General features: G+C 70.2%; 13 protein-coding genes and 1 tRNA gene. 3 read left to right on the forward strand and 11 right to left on the reverse strand.

Going from position 1 to position 15,497, the window contains the following annotated elements; genetic code table 11:
- Nucleotides 1–23: 23 nt before the first annotated feature.
- The 9 genes from lnt to Q9R20_RS14475 all read right to left on the reverse strand — a co-directional run bounded on the left by lnt (nt 24) and on the right by Q9R20_RS14475 (nt 9,879).
- Nucleotides 24–1,586 (reverse strand): apolipoprotein N-acyltransferase, encoded by a 1,563-nt coding sequence (gene lnt / locus Q9R20_RS14435; RefSeq protein ID WP_311249981.1) that lies wholly within the window; start codon nt 1,584–1,586, stop codon nt 24–26.
- Complete coding sequence (locus Q9R20_RS14440) at nt 1,583–4,066, reverse strand: DEAD/DEAH box helicase (protein WP_311249982.1); 2,484 nt, start codon at nt 4,064–4,066, stop codon at nt 1,583–1,585. The genes lnt and Q9R20_RS14440 overlap by 4 nt, the downstream gene beginning before the upstream one ends.
- On the reverse strand, nt 4,063–4,821 hold the full coding sequence (gene tatC, locus Q9R20_RS14445) for a twin-arginine translocase subunit TatC (protein WP_311250077.1): 759 nt from the start codon (nt 4,819–4,821) through the stop codon (nt 4,063–4,065). Before tatC ends, Q9R20_RS14440 begins: the two co-directional genes overlap by 4 nt.
- A gap of 63 nt (nt 4,822–4,884) precedes the next feature.
- On the reverse strand, nt 4,885–5,136 hold the full coding sequence (gene tatA, locus Q9R20_RS14450; protein WP_311249983.1) for a Sec-independent protein translocase subunit TatA: 252 nt from the start codon (nt 5,134–5,136) through the stop codon (nt 4,885–4,887).
- A 93-nt stretch (nt 5,137–5,229) separates the two neighbouring features.
- Nucleotides 5,230–6,204, reverse strand: coding sequence for a WYL domain-containing protein (locus Q9R20_RS14455; RefSeq protein ID WP_311249984.1), 975 nt, complete (start codon nt 6,202–6,204; stop codon nt 5,230–5,232).
- The gene (locus tag Q9R20_RS14460) at nt 6,201–7,193 is read right to left on the reverse strand and encodes a WYL domain-containing protein (protein ID WP_311249985.1); all 993 of its coding nucleotides are present in this window, start codon (nt 7,191–7,193) and stop codon (nt 6,201–6,203) included. Before Q9R20_RS14460 ends, Q9R20_RS14455 begins: the two co-directional genes overlap by 4 nt.
- A 29-nt stretch (nt 7,194–7,222) precedes the next feature.
- A complete protein-coding gene (locus Q9R20_RS14465) occupies nt 7,223–8,170 on the reverse strand; it encodes an FKBP-type peptidyl-prolyl cis-trans isomerase (protein WP_311249986.1) in 948 nt (315 codons plus the stop codon).
- A 9-nt stretch (nt 8,171–8,179) separates the two neighbouring features.
- Nucleotides 8,180–9,199 carry a tRNA (adenine-N1)-methyltransferase gene (locus Q9R20_RS14470; protein ID WP_295837574.1) on the reverse strand — a complete coding sequence of 340 codons (1,020 nt, stop codon included), beginning with the start codon at nt 9,197–9,199 and terminating at the stop codon, nt 8,180–8,182.
- Nucleotides 9,196–9,879 carry an HAD family phosphatase gene (locus tag Q9R20_RS14475; RefSeq protein ID WP_311249987.1) on the reverse strand — a complete coding sequence of 228 codons (684 nt, stop codon included), beginning with the start codon at nt 9,877–9,879 and terminating at the stop codon, nt 9,196–9,198. Before Q9R20_RS14475 ends, Q9R20_RS14470 begins: the two co-directional genes overlap by 4 nt.
- 173 nt (nt 9,880–10,052) lie before the next feature.
- Here Q9R20_RS14475 and Q9R20_RS14480 point away from each other — a divergent pair, with 173 nt between their 5' ends.
- Nucleotides 10,053–10,919 (forward strand): PAC2 family protein, encoded by an 867-nt coding sequence (locus Q9R20_RS14480; RefSeq protein WP_311249988.1) that lies wholly within the window; start codon nt 10,053–10,055, stop codon nt 10,917–10,919.
- 167 nt (nt 10,920–11,086) lie between these two features.
- Here the strand turns inward: Q9R20_RS14480 and Q9R20_RS14485 are convergent, their stop codons facing one another.
- Together Q9R20_RS14485 and Q9R20_RS14490 are read right to left on the reverse strand one after the other, a co-directional pair.
- Nucleotides 11,087–11,932 carry an undecaprenyl-diphosphate phosphatase gene (locus tag Q9R20_RS14485; RefSeq protein WP_311249989.1) on the reverse strand — a complete coding sequence of 282 codons (846 nt, stop codon included), beginning with the start codon at nt 11,930–11,932 and terminating at the stop codon, nt 11,087–11,089.
- A gap of 8 nt (nt 11,933–11,940) precedes the next feature.
- Nucleotides 11,941–13,242, reverse strand: coding sequence for a M20/M25/M40 family metallo-hydrolase (locus Q9R20_RS14490; RefSeq protein WP_311249990.1), 1,302 nt, complete (start codon nt 13,240–13,242; stop codon nt 11,941–11,943).
- A gap of 128 nt (nt 13,243–13,370) precedes the next feature.
- Between Q9R20_RS14490 and Q9R20_RS14495 the strand changes: the two genes are divergently transcribed.
- Together Q9R20_RS14495 and Q9R20_RS14500 are read left to right on the forward strand one after the other, a co-directional pair.
- A tRNA-Leu gene (locus Q9R20_RS14495) sits at nt 13,371–13,456 on the forward strand.
- Nucleotides 13,457–14,501: 1,045 nt separating this feature from the next.
- Nucleotides 14,502–15,476 (forward strand): DUF3800 domain-containing protein, encoded by a 975-nt coding sequence (locus Q9R20_RS14500; protein WP_311249991.1) that lies wholly within the window; start codon nt 14,502–14,504, stop codon nt 15,474–15,476.
- Nucleotides 15,477–15,497 lie beyond the last annotated feature (21 nt).

Below are 15,497 nucleotides of genomic sequence, written 5' to 3' on the forward strand. Positions count from 1 at the left end.
CCGGCGTCCGACTGAAGCGCCCGTCAGAGCGAGACCGCCCGCCGCGCCCGGACCGCCGCGACCAGACCGGCCGCGAGCAGTCCGGCGATGCTCCCCCAGCCGAGCACGATCTTCACCGCCGGCCCGATGACCACCGCGGGGGTGAGTCCCGAGCGCAGCGGCACGTCGGTCAGCATGTGCCCGGCCGTGTCGATCGGCAGCTCGTCGAGCGTCGACCCGTCGGGGGCGATGACCTGACTGGTTCCGACCGTCGACAGGTTCACCACGCTGCGGCCGGTCTCGATGGCGCGCATCCGCGCGAAGGCGAGCTGCTGGAGGTTCTCGTCGGTCCCGCGGAAGTCGGCGTTGTTCGTCTGGAACATGTACACCTCGGCCCCGTCGTCGGCACCGTCCCACACCACGTCGTCGTAGATGACGTCGAAGCAGATCGCCAGGCCCACCGCGACGCCGTTCACATCGATGACGGGAGACGCGGTACCGGGGGTGTACTCGCGTCCGATGAGACCGATCAGGTCGGGGGCGAACGGCTCCCAGAAGGCACGATCGGGCACGTACTCGCCGAATGGCACGGGATTGCGCTTGTCGTACGTCGATCCGACCTGTCCCTCGGCCGTCCACAGCAGGGAGGAGTTGAAGAGGTCCGAGCCGCGCTCGGTGACCGCGGACACGAGTAGTGGAGCCTCGAGCCGTCGCGAGAGCTCCGCGAGGACCGCCGAGGTCGCCGGGTTCGAGGTCGGGTCGCTGTCGACCCCGCCTTCGGGCCACAGGAGCACGTCCATCCGCTCTCCGAAGAGCGGGGCGGATGCCGCGAGCTGCGCGTCGAGCACCGCGTTGCGGGTGCGCTGGTCGAAGTAGCCCGCGGGCCCGTTGCCCTGCACGGCGCCCACGCGCATCGATCCGCTCTCGGTCGTGGGGAACTGCGGGAGGGCCAAAAGGACGACGAGAAGGACGGCGGCGGGGATGGCCGACAGTCCGCGTCGCAGATGCCCGCGGCGGACGACCTCGACGAGCATCGCGCACAGCAGGACCGTGAGGAAGGACAGCCCGGACATGCCCACCCACGACGCGACCTCGGCGAAGGGGCCGTTGACCTGCGAGACGCCGACCCGCCCCCACGGGAAGCCCCCGTACGGCCAGGAGCCCACGACCTGCTCGCGCAGCGTCCACAACCCCGCCACGAGCGCAGGGAGAGCGACGAGGCGTCCCCACCGCCCGGGCGCGATCCGCGGCATCCACCGGTACGCCAGGGCGATGGGAACGGCGAACACCGCCGTCAGCAGCGCCTCCAGGGTCGCCAGCGCGATCCACGGGACCGGGCCGAGATAACGGGCCGTGAAGAGCAGGTTGACCGAGAAGAAGGCCGCCCCGAAGAGGAAGCCGATGAGCACGGCCGACCAGAAGCGGCGACCGATGAGGGTCACGAGCGCCAGCGCGACCGCCGGGAACGCCATCGGCCACCAGGCGAGGGCGGGGAACGCCGTCACCAGCAGCAACCCCGAGACCACGGCCACGGGAGCGGCGAAGGCGAGCCGCAGCACCGGCGCGGCCGCCGTCGGCGCACCGACGGTCGCGGACGATCGGGTCATGCCGAGGTGTAGGCCACGATGCCGCGCCGGACGGCGTCGAGCGCGGTGCGGGCGGTCTTGGCGAGCTTGGGCTCGGCGACGAGCGAGATCTGATCGAGCAGGTCGATCGTCTGCTTCGCCCACCGGACGAAGTCCCCCGCGGCCATGTCGGCCAGGGTCAGCACACTGTCGAGCGGCAGCCCCTTCGCCCACGCGTGCATCGCCGGGGCCAGCCCCGACGCCGGGGACTCGGAGCCGGGGAGGCGGTGGTCGCGCTCGAGGTCGTCGAGCTCCTGCCAGAGGGTCTGCGTGGCGTCCAGGGCCCCGCGGAACGCACCGCGCGGCAGCCCCCGCTCTCCCGGCCCCGCCTCGTCGCGGCGCGGCTCGTACACGAGACAGCACGCGAGCGCCGCGAGCGAAGGGGCATCGAGCCCCTCCCACAGTCCCTGGCGCAGGGACTCGGCCACGAGCAGATCGCGTTCGCCGTAGATGCGACGCATCGTGCGACCCGCGCGGGTCAGCACGGTGTCACCGTCTTCCTCGATGGCCACGTACTCGAGGGCGGCGAGCACCTCGACCACCCGATCGAAGACGCGCGCGACGGTGCCCGTGCGCTGGTCGATCTGGTGACGGGTCTTGTCGGTGGTGCGCTTGAGCTTCCAGTAGCGCTCCGCCCAGCGTGCGTGCGCCTCGCGGTCGGGGCAGGTGTGGCAGGGATGGCGCTGCATGCGCTTGCGCAGCGACTGGATCTGCTGCTGTCGCTCGTCGCGCAGTCGGCGGGGCGCCGTGGCATCTCGTCGATTGATCTTCTCGAGGTCGCTCAGCTCACGTCGGATGGTCGAGTACTCGCGGAAGTCGCCGCGATCACAGGTCATGGCCTTCTCGTAGCCGGCGAGGGACTCCTCGGCCTCTTTCACCTGGCGGGCGAGGCCGACGACCGAGCGGTCGGCCTGGAACTGGGCGAACGACGACTCGAGGATCTCGCGCGCTCGTGCTCGGCCGAACTGGTCGATGAGGTTCACGGCCATGTTGTACGTGGGCCGGAAGCTCGAATTGAGCGGGTAGGTGCGCCGCGAGGCGAGGGCGGCCACCGACTGCGGGTCGAGCCCCTCGGTGAACTGCACGACGGCGTGACCCTCGACGTCGATGCCGCGACGACCGGCGCGGCCGGTGAGCTGGGTGTACTCCCCCGACGTGATCGCGACGCGGGCTTCGCCGTTGAACTTCTCGAGCTTCTCGAGCACAACCGTGCGCGCGGGCATGTTGATGCCGAGGGCGAGCGTCTCGGTCGCGAAGACGACCTTGACGAGCTTGCGGCGGAACAGCTCCTCGACGACCTCTTTGAAGGCAGGCAGCAGCCCGGCGTGATGGGAGGCCATGCCGCGCTCGAGGTTGTCGCGCCACTCCCAGAAGTGCAGCACGGCGAGGTCTTCGTCCTTGAGGGTGAAGGTCAGCTCGTCGACGATCTGACGGATCTCGACGCGTTCCTCGGCGGAGGTGAGCCGCACATTGGCGCGGCGCAGCTGCTGCACGGCGGCGTCGCACCCGGCTCGACTGAAGATGAAGAAGATCGCGGGGAGCAGGTGGTTGCGCTGCAGCAGCTCGACGACCTCGGGCCGGTCGATGCGTTCGATGCGCGGGCCCTGCTGCGCGCGGAGCGGCTTGTGCCCGCCGCGACGCTGATGGGCGTGGCGCGGACCGCCCGCGTGGCGCTGGGAGCGGTACTCCTGCGCGCGGCGGTTGTTCTCGTAGCCGCCGGCGTTGCCGCCGCGGATGCGCAGGAGCTCCTGGTTGACCTGGGCGGTGGCGACCCCGGCGCGATCGTCGAACAACGGCAGCAGGTCGCCGCGCACGAGCACGTGCTGTTCGAGGGGCACGGGGCGGGTCTCGGAGACGATCACCTCGGTGTCGCCGCGCACGGTGTCGAGCCAGTCGCCGAACTCCTCCGCGTTCGACACCGTCGCCGACAGCGACACCAGCTTCACCGACGGAGGGAGGTGGATGATCACTTCTTCCCACACGGCGCCGCGGAACCGGTCGGCGAGGTAGTGCACCTCGTCCATCACCACGAACCGCAGACCCCGCAACGCCGGCGAGTCCGCGTACAGCATGTTGCGCAGCACCTCGGTGGTCATCACGACGATCCGGGCAGAGGCGTTGATGTTGGTGTCGCCGGTGAGCAGGCCCACCTCGTCGTCGCCGTAGACCTCTTGCAGCTCGTGGAACTTCTGGTTCGACAGCGCCTTGATCGGCGTGGTGTAGAACGCCTTGTCGCCGGGCTCGAGCATCGCGAGGTGGATCGCGAACTCGCCGACGATGGTCTTGCCCGCACCGGTGGGAGCCGCGACGAGGACGCTGCGCCCGTCCTCGAGGGCGTGGCATCCCGCGATCTGGAAGTCGTCGAGCTCGAAGCGCTGCATCTCGGCGAAGTCGGCCGTGTGCGGGTGCGTCGAACGGGCGCTGGCGCGGGCGAAGCGCTCGGCCGGGGAAGGTCCGCTCACGCGACCGGTCCCGCGGGCATCTCGGCCGCCACGCGACGGGCCTTCCGGCGGTCGAACAGCATCGACACCCCGGCCGCGGCGAAGAAGAGCACGACCAGGATGCCGGCCAGCATGAGCATGCTGACAACGTCGGCGGCCGGCGTGGCCAGGGCGGCGAACACCGTCGCGATGAGGATCGCGACCCGCCAGCCCTTGAGGATCGCTTTGCCGCTCATGATGCCGGCGACGTTCAGCGCCACGAGGAACACCGGCAGGACGAAGGACACCCCCACCACGATCAGCAGCTTGAAGACGAAGTCGTAGTAGTCGACGGCGTTGTAGAAGTTGACGCCGCCCTCGGGTGTGAAGCCCCACATCAGCTCGATCACGTGCGGGACGATCAGCAGACCCACCCAGCAGCCCACGAAGAAGAGCGGCACGGCGGATGCCACGAACCCGACCGTGTAGCGGATCTCTTTGCGGGTGAGACCGGGCATGATGAACGCCCACAGCTGCCACAACCAGACGGGCGCCGACAGGAAGATTCCGATCGAGAACGCGATCCGCATCCGGAGGTCGAAGGCGGAGGTGACCGATGTGAAGTTCAGCGCCGAGAAGTCATCGCCCCGCCGCTCGGCGATCACCCGGATGGGCTCGGTGATGAGGTGGATGATCGGGTCGGTGATGATGAACGCGACCACCATCCCGACCAGCAGGGCAGCGGCCGCGATCATGAGGCGCTTGCGCAGCTCGACGAGGTGCGCCCCGATCGACATGCGCTTGTCGCGCCGCGGCCCCTCGGGCAGGTCGATCCGCGGCGGTCCGGCGGTCGCCACCGGCTAGACGGTGGGGTCGTTCGACCTGCGCGGCTCGGGGGCGGCGGTCGACGCCGTACCGGTCTCGGTGGCGCGGGGGGCTTCGGACGAGGGAGCGACGTCGTCGTCGCGCTTCATCTCTTTCATCTCACTCTTGAAGACGCGCGCGGACTGACCGACGCTCTTCGCGAGCGCGGGAAGCTTGGCGGCACCGAAGAGCAGAAGGATGACGGCCAGGAGGACAAGCAGGTGCCATCCGGTGAGGTTGCCGAACATGAGGACTCCTCTGTTTCTGTCGGGCGTGATGTTCAGTCTAACCCGCGCGTCCGTCCGGGGGCCCGACGCGCGGGGAGCCGACAGCCGAACCGCTCAGGAACCGTCGGCGTACTGCGCGAGGCCCGCAGCCGCCCAGTCGGCGGCCGCCCGTCGCGCACCGCGCGGCTCCAGCAGCTCCACCTCGCCGCCGCGACGCGCCGCCAGACGCTTGAGGCTCTGCTCGTCGGCGAGACGCAGGGAGGCCACCGCCGTGTCGTCGTAGGCGTCCTCGATCTCCGCACGGTCGAGGTAGTCGGCCAGCAGAGGAGCCACGGCGCGCGGGAAGCGGAATCGCGCGACGACCTCGTCGTCGGCGGGGGCGAACAGCTCCGGCACCGGGTCGGCGCCGTGCACGGCCGGGATGTCGGTGAGGGCGGGGTCGCTCACCCGGTCGAGGTGGAACGTGCGCACCGCACGGCGCATGTGGCACCAGCCCTGCAGGTACCACTGCCCGTTGGCGATGTGCACCTTGATCGGGTCGACCGTGCGGGCGGTGGGTCCGGCCCCGGGCGCCCGATAGGTGAAGGTGACCGCGACGTGCTCGCGCAGGGCGCGGTCGACGACGTCGCGCACCCCGTCCACCGGACCGGGGGCCACGATCACCGCGGGCGGGGCGGCCGCCGCGCCGCGGGCGAGCTTGCCGAGGAGACCTGCGACGAGGTCGTTGTCGCCGAAGCCCGGCAGGCTCCGTGCCAGCTGGAGACCCGCCAGCAGCGCCGCCGCCTCACGCGCCGTCAGCCGCGGGGACCGCTCGAGACCGACCGTGTTCGTGATGGCGATGACGTCCTCGCGGTCGAGCAGATCCCAGTCGATGTCGAACAGGTCGTGGGGAAGCTGCCAGTACCCGCGCTCCCCGGGCAGGCCGATCACGGTGAGCCGTTCGACCATCGCCCGCATCTCGTCGGGGGTCACGTCGAAGTCGGAGGCGGCCTCGACGACGGGGACCTCCCCCTTGCCGAGCAGATAGGGCACGAGCTGCAGCAGCAGCGCGGCGCGGTCGAGGGCCGCGACCGGCCGCTCGCCGCTCACGCGGCACCCCCGTGCAGGGCGAGGGTGGCCCGGAGCCGGCGGACGACCTCATCGCGGAGCTCGTCGGGGGCGACGACACGGACCTCGGGTCCGTAAGAGGCCAGCTCGTCGGCGAAGACGTGCAGGTCGACGTACGGGACGATGATCCCCTGGGCCGCGTCCTCGGCGCGACGCGCGAGACGCAGCGCGGCCTCGGTGCCCGGGTGCACCTCGAGCAGGGCACGCTGGCGTTCGGCCACCTCGCGCAGACCCGCCGGGGCTCGCTCGCCGGCCCCCTCCCGCAGCGACGCCGGGAACTTCTCACGCGTGAGGACCACGTCGCCCACGACCCGCGACAGCAGGAAGGTGCGATCGGCATCCATGGTCAGGTCGAACCCGAACACGTGCCACCGGGCCTCGTACTCCAGCAGCGCGAGAGGACGGATACGGCGTTCGCGCGGGTGCGCCTCGCCGGGACGGAGATAGGTGAAGGTGACGACACGGCACTGCTCGATCGCGCGCTGGAAGGCGGCGAACGACGCGTCGCGCACCCGGATGCGGGGCGCGTATCCGATGATCGGCTCGTCGACCGGGATGCCGAGGGCGCGGATCTTGCGCAGCCCGCTGCGCGCGTCCGCTGAGAGCGACTCGCTCCCCCAGACGCCGCCGGCGATGTTGAGCAGCGCGACCTCCGCGGGACTGAACGTGATGTCGGCCGGCAGCGCGTACTCGGCGGTCGGGACGCGGTACCTCGCCTCGCGCAGGTCATCGGGGTCGGCGTGGTTGCCGATCGTCTCGATCGGGACACCGAGACCGCGGAGGTTCTCTTTGTCGCGCTCGAACATCTTCTCGAGCGCGTCCTTGGAGGCTCCGGCATCCAGCTGTTCGCGGTAGCCCGCGACCGACGAGAGGATCGTGTCCTTCGTCAGCCCCTGCTCGGTCGCCATCAGGGCGACGACGAGGTTCACCAGACGCTCCTCGGGAGCGCTTCGGTACGCGGTGGCGGGCACCCGCCCATCCTAGGCGGGGCCGGGCGGGATCAGCCGACGACGCCGAGGATGTCGATGACGTAGACGAGCGCGGTGTCGGCCGGCGCGCCCAGGACCTGCTGGTCCTGCTGGGTCTGGTCGGCGGGGACGACGACGAGCACCTGCGAACCGACCGTCTCGCCCTCGAGGGCGGAGGCGATGGCCGGGGGAAGCGCCGAGACGGTCGCCTGGCCGGGCGAGCCGTTCTTCCAGGTCGAGGCGAAGGTGGTCTTCGCGCCCCAGGCCACGCCCTGCACGTGGATCACGACCGACGAGTCGGCCGTCACGGCGGCGCCGTCGCCCTTCTTGATGGTCTGCGACCGTTCCGCGGTCGGCGCGTCGCCCGCCGGCATGACCACGCCCGGCTGACCGTCGGGCGCCCGCACGACGGAGGGCATGCCGGAGTCGGCGTTGTACTGGTCGGCGCCGTCGGCGGCCGGGAGGAAGACCTTGCGCACGTCGACGACGAGGACGACCCCGTCGCCCTCGTTCACGCCGAACGCCTGCGCCCCCTGGGCGCCGAGATCGGAGCCCGGGATCGCCAGCGCGACGCGCGAGCCCTCGGCCGCGCACTGCATGAGAGGCGCGATCGAGGGAACGGCCTGGGTCAGACGCGGCAGCGGGGTCGCCGCCGACACGTCGTCCTGGTACTGCGTCGCCACGAGCTGAGCGCCGGTGGCGGCGTCCAGCGCCGTGACGTCGACCAGCGCCAGCTGGCCCTCGCGCGTGATGCGCTGACCGTCGCCCGGGATGAGCGTGGCGGTTCCCGCCTGCTCGGGCACGAAGGGGGAGCGCACCGTGACGGCCGGCGCCGAGCCGAACGCGCCGTCGGCCTCGACGACCGAGGAGATCGCCCCGTCGGCGGGGGTCGGGCACGTCGAGTCGACGGATGCCGAGCACCCGACGAGGCCGAATCCTGCGAGGGCGGTCACGGCAACGAGAGCGGGGAGTCTGCGCACCGGATCAGTTTAGGCGGTCGCGCCGGGCTCTTCCGACGAGGCGCCCGCGACGGACTGCCGCACGCCCTCGGCCGACTTCTGCGCTTCGCGCACGCGCTTGCGGAGGTTCTTGTCGGTGATCTCGCGGTCGCCGACCGCACCGGGCGTCCACAGCTCCACGTCCTCGTCGCCGTAGCTCGACTTCGATGCGCGCCGCTTGACCTCCGGGGGGATCGCACCGGGCGCCAGACGACGTGCGGTGATGAGGAAGCCCGTGTGCGCGACCATGCGGTGGTCGGGGCGCACGGCGAGCCCCTCGACGTGCCAGCCGCGGACCATCGTCTCGCTGGCATCCGGTTCGGTGAACAGGCCGGTGGCGCGGATGTACTCGGCGACGCGGCTGAGCTGGGTGGCCGTGGCGATGTAGCAGAGCACGACGCCACCGGGGGTGAGCGCGTCGGCGGCCGCGTCGATGCACTCCCACGGGGCGAGCATGTCGAGCACGATGCGGTCGACGGAGGCCGGGGCCACGGCGTCCGGAAGGCTCTCGACGAGGTCGCCGACGACGACCTGCCACGTCGCGGGGAGCTCTCCGTGGAACGTTTCGACGTTGGCCCGCGCCACCTCCGCGAACTCCTCGCGGCGCTCGAACGACAGCAGCCGGCCGGCCGGGCCGATCGCGCGCAGGAGCCAGAGCGACAGGGCGCCGGAGCCGACGCCGGCTTCGACGACGGTCGCGCCGGGGAAGATGTCGGCCTGCGCGAGGATCTGCGCGGCGTCCTTCGGGTAGACGATCGCCGCTCCGCGAGGCATCGACATGACGAAGTCGCGTAGCAGCGGGCGCACGGCCAAGTAGTCGTGGCCGGAGCTGTTGGTCACGACGCTGCCGTCGGGCTGACCGACGAGCAGCTCGTGCTTGAGCACGCCGTTGTGGGTGTGCAGCTCGCCCGCCTCGCGCAGGGTGATCGTGTGCATGCGACCCTTGGGGCCGGTCAGCTGCACCCGGTCGCCGACCCGGAAGGGGCCGCTCAGGTGGGGGGTCTCGCTCATCGGGTCTCCGTGGTGGGGGCGTGCGCGGCGTGGAGCGCGCGCAGATCGGTCGTGGAACGGCCCGCGAGGCTCGGCCACAGGGCGTGCGCCCCGACCCCCTCGAGCGGGACCATGAGGGGCACGCCCAGCGCGACGGCGCCGCTGGCGATCGCGGAGCGCAACCCGTTCGGCGAGTCCTCGATCGCCACCGCGTCGCGGATGTCGACGCCGAGGACCTCGGCCGCCTGCAGGTAGGGGTCGGGGTACGGCTTCGGACGCTCGACGTCGTCGCCGGCGATCACGACGTCGAAGGCCGGGAAGTCGATGAGATCGACCACCGCGAGGGCCATCCGCCGCATCGACATGGTGACGAGCGCGGTCTTGACCCCCGATCGGCGCAGGTCGGCGAGCAGCTCGCGCGCGCCCGGCCGGAACGGCACGCCGGTCACGGCCAACTGCCGCAGCACTTCGTCGGTCAGGTGGGCGATGATCTCGTCGACACCCCACGGAACCCCGGCGTTCTGCAGCAGGCGCGCGGAGTCCTCGAGCGCCAGCCCGACCATGCCGAGGGCCTGCTCGTGCGACCAGGTACCTCCGAAGCGCTCGACGAGGGGGGTCTCGGCGGCCATCCAGTACGGCTCCGTGTCGACGAGCGTGCCGTCCATGTCCCACAGGACCGCAGCGGGGGCGGAAGAAGTCATCGTTCCATCGTATCGAGGGCGGGCGACCTCCCCGTGCGGGACGGGGCGACGGGATGCCGAGCCCCGCCCGCGCGGGACGCCTGCGTCCCGGCTCCCCCGCGTGGGCCGCTCGGCCGTGCTCTCGCGGGTGCGCCTATCCTGGAAGCCAGCCCCGACGGGGCAGAGGAGGTTGCGTGGACGCACTGGGTCGCCGGATCATCGTCGCTGCTTTCGACGGCTGGAACGATGCCGGAGAAGCCGCGTCGGCGGCGGCGTCCATGCTGCGCGCCGATGTGGACTACGAGGTCGTGCACGCCGCCGACCCCGAGCTGTACTTCGACTACCAGTACACGCGCCCCCAGGTCGGTCTGGACGCCGAGGGACGACGCACCCTCTCCTGGCCCGAGGCGAAGCTGCTGCGTCCCGTCGGCCGCTCCGACGACGCCGAGATCTGGCTGCTGGTGGGCGTCGAGCCGGCCCGCGCCTGGCAGGCGTTCGCCGCGGAGTTCATCGACGTCGCGCTGCGCGAGGACGTCACCGGTTTCGTCGCGCTCGGCTCGATGATGTCCGACGTGCCGCACACGCGGCCCATCTCGGTCTTCGCCGGCAGCGACAACGACGGCGTGCGCCAGGAGCTCGGACTCGAGCGGAGCCTGTACGAGGGGCCCGTCGGCATCCTGAGCGCGATCGGCCACGCGGCCGAGCAGGTGGGGATCCCCACGGCGAGCCTGTGGGCGAGCGTCCCGCACTACGTCGCCGGTCACACGCCCTCACCCAAGGCGACGCTGGCGCTCCTGGAACGGCTGGAGTCGATCACCGGCATCGCCGTGCCCCGCGGCGACCTCGAGACCGAGGCGCGCGCGTGGGAGGCGTCGATCGACGCGGCCGCGGCCGACGACGAGGAGATGAGCGAGTACATCCGCCAGCTCGAGCAGACCCGCGACACGTGGGACTCCCCCGAGGCCTCGGGAGACGCGATCGCCCAGGAGTTCGAGCGGTACCTGCGCCGCGGCGGCGACGGCCCCGCCAAGCCCGGTCGCGACGACCCGCCCCGGCGCTGAGCGGGCGGCGACGAACCCCCGGCCCCTTCGACAGGCTCAGGGACCTCGTGACCGCACGTCACCCCGAAGCGAGGTGGCTGAGCCCGTCGCAGCCACCGGACGCCGAGCCCACCCACAGACGACGAAGGCGCCGCCCCGAGAGGGCGGCGCCTTCGCGGCATCCGGGATCAGCCGGTGATGGCGGAGTACGCCGGCAGCACGCCGAGGGTCAGCAGCACCATGATGAGCACGCCGAGGGCGACGCGGTAGATGACGAACGGCAGGAAGCTGCCGCGTTTGAGGTACTGCATGAGGAAGGCGATCACGACGTAGCCGACGATGAACGCGATGAGGGTGGCCAGCGCGGTCTCGCCCAGGTTGTACGGGCCGGTGCCCTCGTCGAAGCTCTTGTACAGCTCGAAGAACCCGCTCGCGAAGACCGCGGGGACGGCGAGCAGGAACGAGTACTCCGCGGCGGCGGTGCGCGTGTAGCCGAGCGCGCGGCCGAGGGTCGTGGTCGCACCGGAGCGCGAGACGCCGGGGACGAGGGCGAGGGCCTGCGCGAAACCGAAGGCGACGCCGTGCGGGTAGGTCAGGTCGTCGAGCTCGCGGCGGCGCCGGCCGTAGTGGTCGGCGAGGCCGAGCAGGATGCCGAAGACGATGAGCACCACCGCGGTGATCCACAGGCTCCGGAAATTGTCGCGGATGAGGCTCTGCAGCAGCACGCCGAGCAGTGCGATCGGCAGCGTGCCGATGATGACGAGCCAGCCCATGCGGGCGTCGGGGTCGGTGCGGGGCACCTTGCCGGTGAGAGAGCCGAACCAGCGCGAGATGACCCGGGCGATCTTCTTTCGGAAGTAGATGAGCACCGCCAGCTCGGTGCCGATCTGCGTGATCGCGGTGAACGTCGCGCCCGGGTCGGTCTCGGACGGGAGGAACTCGCCCACGATGCGCAGGTGCGCGCTGGAGGAGATGGGGAGGAACTCGGTCAGGCCCTGAACGAGCCCGAGGATGATGACCTCGAAGATGTGCATACGGTCCTTCAGTACGTCCGGAGGAGGTCGGCGAGAACACGTCGACCGAACTCGAGCGCGTCGACGGGGACGCGCTCGTCGACACCGTGGAACATTCCGGTGAAGTCGAGATCGGCGGGGAGCCGCAACGGCGCGAATCCGTAACCGGAGATGCCGAGAGCGGAGAGGGCCTTGTTGTCGGTCCCCCCGCCCATCAGGTAGGGGAGGACGGGCACGCCCGGGTCGTGCCGACCGAGCTGGGCGACCATCGCGTCGACGAGATCGCCCGAGAACGGCACCTCGAGACCGATATCGCGGTGGACGGTCTCGATCTCGATGCCCGGGCCGACGATCCGGCGGATGTCGGCGAGGGCCGCCTCCTCCGTTCCGGGGAGCACGCGCACGTCGATCAGCGCTTCGGCACGGTCGGGGATGACGTTGTGCTTGTAGCCGGCGGTGAGGCCCGTCGGGTTCGTCGTGGTCCGCAGGGTGGAGCGGATGAAGCTGGATGCCGCGCCGGTTCGCGCCGCGAGGGTGTCGGGATCGGCGGCATCGTCGCCCACGATCCCGGCGATGCCGGCGAGGAGCTGCGCCGTGGTGTCGGTGAGTCGGACCGGCCAGTCGGTGCGCCCGAGAGCGGCGACGGCCTCGGCGAGACGCGTCACCGCGTTGTCAGGGTGCAGCCCGCTGCCGTGACCGGCGCGACCGCGCGCGATGAGCTTCATCCAGACGAGCGCCTTCTCCCCCACCTGGAGGAGGTAGGCGCGACGGTCGTCGACGGCGATCGAGTAGCCGCCGACCTCGCTGATCGCCTCGGTCGCCCCCGCGAACCACTCGGGCTTGTTCTTCACCACGGGCGCGGATCCGAAGACCCCGCCGTTCTCCTCGTCCGCGAAGAACGTCACGATGATGTCGCGCTGCGGCTGCTCGCCCGCGCGCAGGAGGTCGGCGACGGCGGTGAGGATCATGGCATCCATGTCCTTCATGTCGACCGCTCCGCGCCCCCACAGGATGCCGTCGCGGATCTCCCCCGCGAAGGGGTCGACGCTCCAGTCCTCGGCGACGGCGGGGACGACGTCGAGGTGCCCGTGCAGGATGAGCGCGGGCTTGTCGCGGTCGCGACCCGGCACCCGGGCGCACACGTTGGTGCGACGATCGGCGGCCTCGTAGTACTCGGTGTCGAGACCGAGCGCTTCGAGGTAGGCGCCGGCGTACTCGGCGGCCTCCCGTTCGCCGTGGGAGCGTCCGCCGCCGTAGTTCGTCGTGTCGAAGCGGATCAGGTCGGCCGCGACGCGCGCGACCTCGGGGACGTCGCTTTCGGGCTCGGGCATGCGCACTACCGTACCCGGGCCGCCCCAGCGTCTTCGCCACGGGACGCGCCCGGCTGCCACGTCGGTTCGAGGTGGGCTGCGGAGCGTGGTAATGTCATTCCTCGTTGCGCAAGCGACAAACACTCGATGCGCGGGTGGCGGAATAGGTAGACGCGCTAGCTTGAGGTGCTAGTGCCCGTATTAGGGCGTGGGGGTTCAAGTCCCCCCTCGCGCACAAATGAGAAAGACCCCCGGGGTTCATCCCCGGGGGTCTTTCTCGTTTCTGGGTGAGCGGGAGGACTGAGAACCCGTGCGGGGTTGGGCCCACGCCGCCGGAGGCTCCGCGCGCCGCGCAGCGGCGCGTGGAGGGGCGGTGGGGAAAGTCCCCCCTCGCGCACAGAACGAAGAAGGCCCCGGGTTCATCCCGGGGCCTTCTTCGTTGTCTGCGGGAGGGTCGGCCGCGAACCCGTGCGGGGTGGGGCCCACGCCGCCGGAGGCGAGGGTCAGGAGCAGTGCCGGGGGGTGAAAAAACCGATCGAAACCCGGCGGGTGCCGGCGGCGGGCGGGCTTCACTCGGTCCTTGCTTGCCCCCGTCGACACTCGTCAGGCGTCGATCATTCGTTCTCGGCTCGGTCGCGACGACCAGCGTTCGCCCACCGAGAGGAGCGGGTACCGCGGGGCACCCGGGGAGCCCGGGGAGCCCGGTCCCGCCTCCCCGAGTTACACCCCTAGTGAGCAGGGCGTAGGTTCCACAGATCCCACGTGCCACCATCCTTCGCCGGCTTCACGTGATCAAGCGAAGGGCCGAGCGGATGCCAGGAACGCAGCCCGTACCGGATAGGCCCCCGCTCGCCACGGCTCAGCCAGCATTGCAGCGTGTCCACCTCGGGCACCACGAGTGCCAGAAGGCGCGCGTACTCCGAAGCGCTGAACTTCTGGGCGTAGTGGGGCATACGACCCCCCTTTCGCCGTCTCAGGACTCCGCGAGGGCTGGGGTGGTATCCGAACCAGAACGGTCCGGGCCTTCGTGTCAACTCTTGCGCAAGCTCAGCTTAACAGGTCGCCGCGCCACACGGAGGGCGTCTGGAACCCCCACGCCGATCTTGCAGCGCCCGTGACTGCCGCAGCACCCCGTAGACGTTTCTGTCAAATCGTCCAGCGACGGAGTCGTCGCGGTGTGCTACTTTACTGAGCAGGTAGCGAGCACTTGGTGCCACGCACCCTTTCCGGAAGCCCGCTCTTGAGCGGGCTTCCGCGTTTTCTGCGGTAGGTTTCGAAGCATGCTCATCGCCTATCTAGACGAATTCGGGCACGTCGGCCCGTACGTCTCGAAAGACGATCCAAGCCACAAGACGCACCCCGCTTTCGGTTACGCAGGTTTCGTCCTGCCGGTGGACTCCGTTCGTTCCTTCGGAGGTTTCTTCGAATATTCGAAGGAGAACCTGCTGCGGTGGGAGATCGAGCGCGCAGGCGCACATCCCCGAAGGTGGGAGAAGAAGGGCTCGTCCCTTCTCACCACCCGCAATTACACGAACTATGGCAAGTCCAGCATCGTTCCGGTTCTGAACCGCCTGAATCGGCGACTCCGCCGAGAGGGCGGAGCACCCGTTTTCTTCGGCCAGGTGAAAGAACTAGGACTGCCAGAGGCGACCACTGAAACGCCTTCCGGGCGTAGCGCCCACATGCTCATAAACGCCGTCCGTCAGCTCGCCTCATTTGCCGACAGGAAAGGCGAGCGCATCATGATCTTTCTGGATGCGGTTGACAGCGCGCCGCGACTCCACGCTGTCCAGGTTCTCGGCGGTTACATATATAAGGCCATTGAGCCGGCCCTCCGTCGAGTTGTCGAAGTTCCGATGCAGCTAGAGAGCAAGCATTACGGGAACGTCCAGTACGCCGACTGGATCGCCGCGATAGTTTCAAGAGCAAGCGACTTTCATCTGACCCCGGGGTCTGAGTTCTCCTGGGCTCCGTCGGTCTTCAAGTCGACGATTGGAAGCACGGGACACTGCGACGTCGGCAGTTATGTCAAAGCGAGTCACGACCCCAAGGTCAAGCACAAGCTTCACGTGCGTGACCTCGGCGCTGACGAGGCATGGCGTTTCCGTCCCAAGCCGCTGAGGCCCCGGATGGAAGTGGCGCGAGAGCGAATCCGCCCCGAACGGCGTCGCACTCGAACATTGGCGAATAGGATCGCCGATGTGTCCCCTGAACTTAAAGCGTTTTACGACACGCTGCAGCGCGATCAGCCCTGACGGAGCGCTCACGCGGCATCC

The organism is Microbacterium sp. PRF11, assembly GCF_031844085.1.
In the GTDB taxonomy this organism is placed as follows: Bacteria; Actinomycetota; Actinomycetes; order Actinomycetales; family Microbacteriaceae; genus Microbacterium.

Coding starts and splice junctions, on each gene's coding strand:
- Q9R20_RS14485 (WP_311249989.1), bottom strand. CDS start 11,932: ATGCACATCTTCGAGGTCATCATCCTCGGGCTCGTTCAGGGCCTGACC.
- Q9R20_RS14490 (WP_311249990.1), bottom strand. CDS start 13,242: ATGCCCGAGCCCGAAAGCGACGTCCCCGAGGTCGCGCGCGTCGCGGCC.
- tatA (WP_311249983.1), bottom strand. CDS start 5,136: ATGTTCGGCAACCTCACCGGATGGCACCTGCTTGTCCTCCTGGCCGTC.
- Q9R20_RS14500 (WP_311249991.1), top strand. CDS start 14,502: ATGCTCATCGCCTATCTAGACGAATTCGGGCACGTCGGCCCGTACGTC.
- lnt (WP_311249981.1), bottom strand. CDS start 1,586: ATGACCCGATCGTCCGCGACCGTCGGTGCGCCGACGGCGGCCGCGCCG.
- tatC (WP_311250077.1), bottom strand. CDS start 4,821: ATGTCGATCGGGGCGCACCTCGTCGAGCTGCGCAAGCGCCTCATGATC.
- Q9R20_RS14475 (WP_311249987.1), bottom strand. CDS start 9,879: ATGACTTCTTCCGCCCCCGCTGCGGTCCTGTGGGACATGGACGGCACG.
- Q9R20_RS14470 (WP_295837574.1), bottom strand. CDS start 9,199: ATGAGCGAGACCCCCCACCTGAGCGGCCCCTTCCGGGTCGGCGACCGG.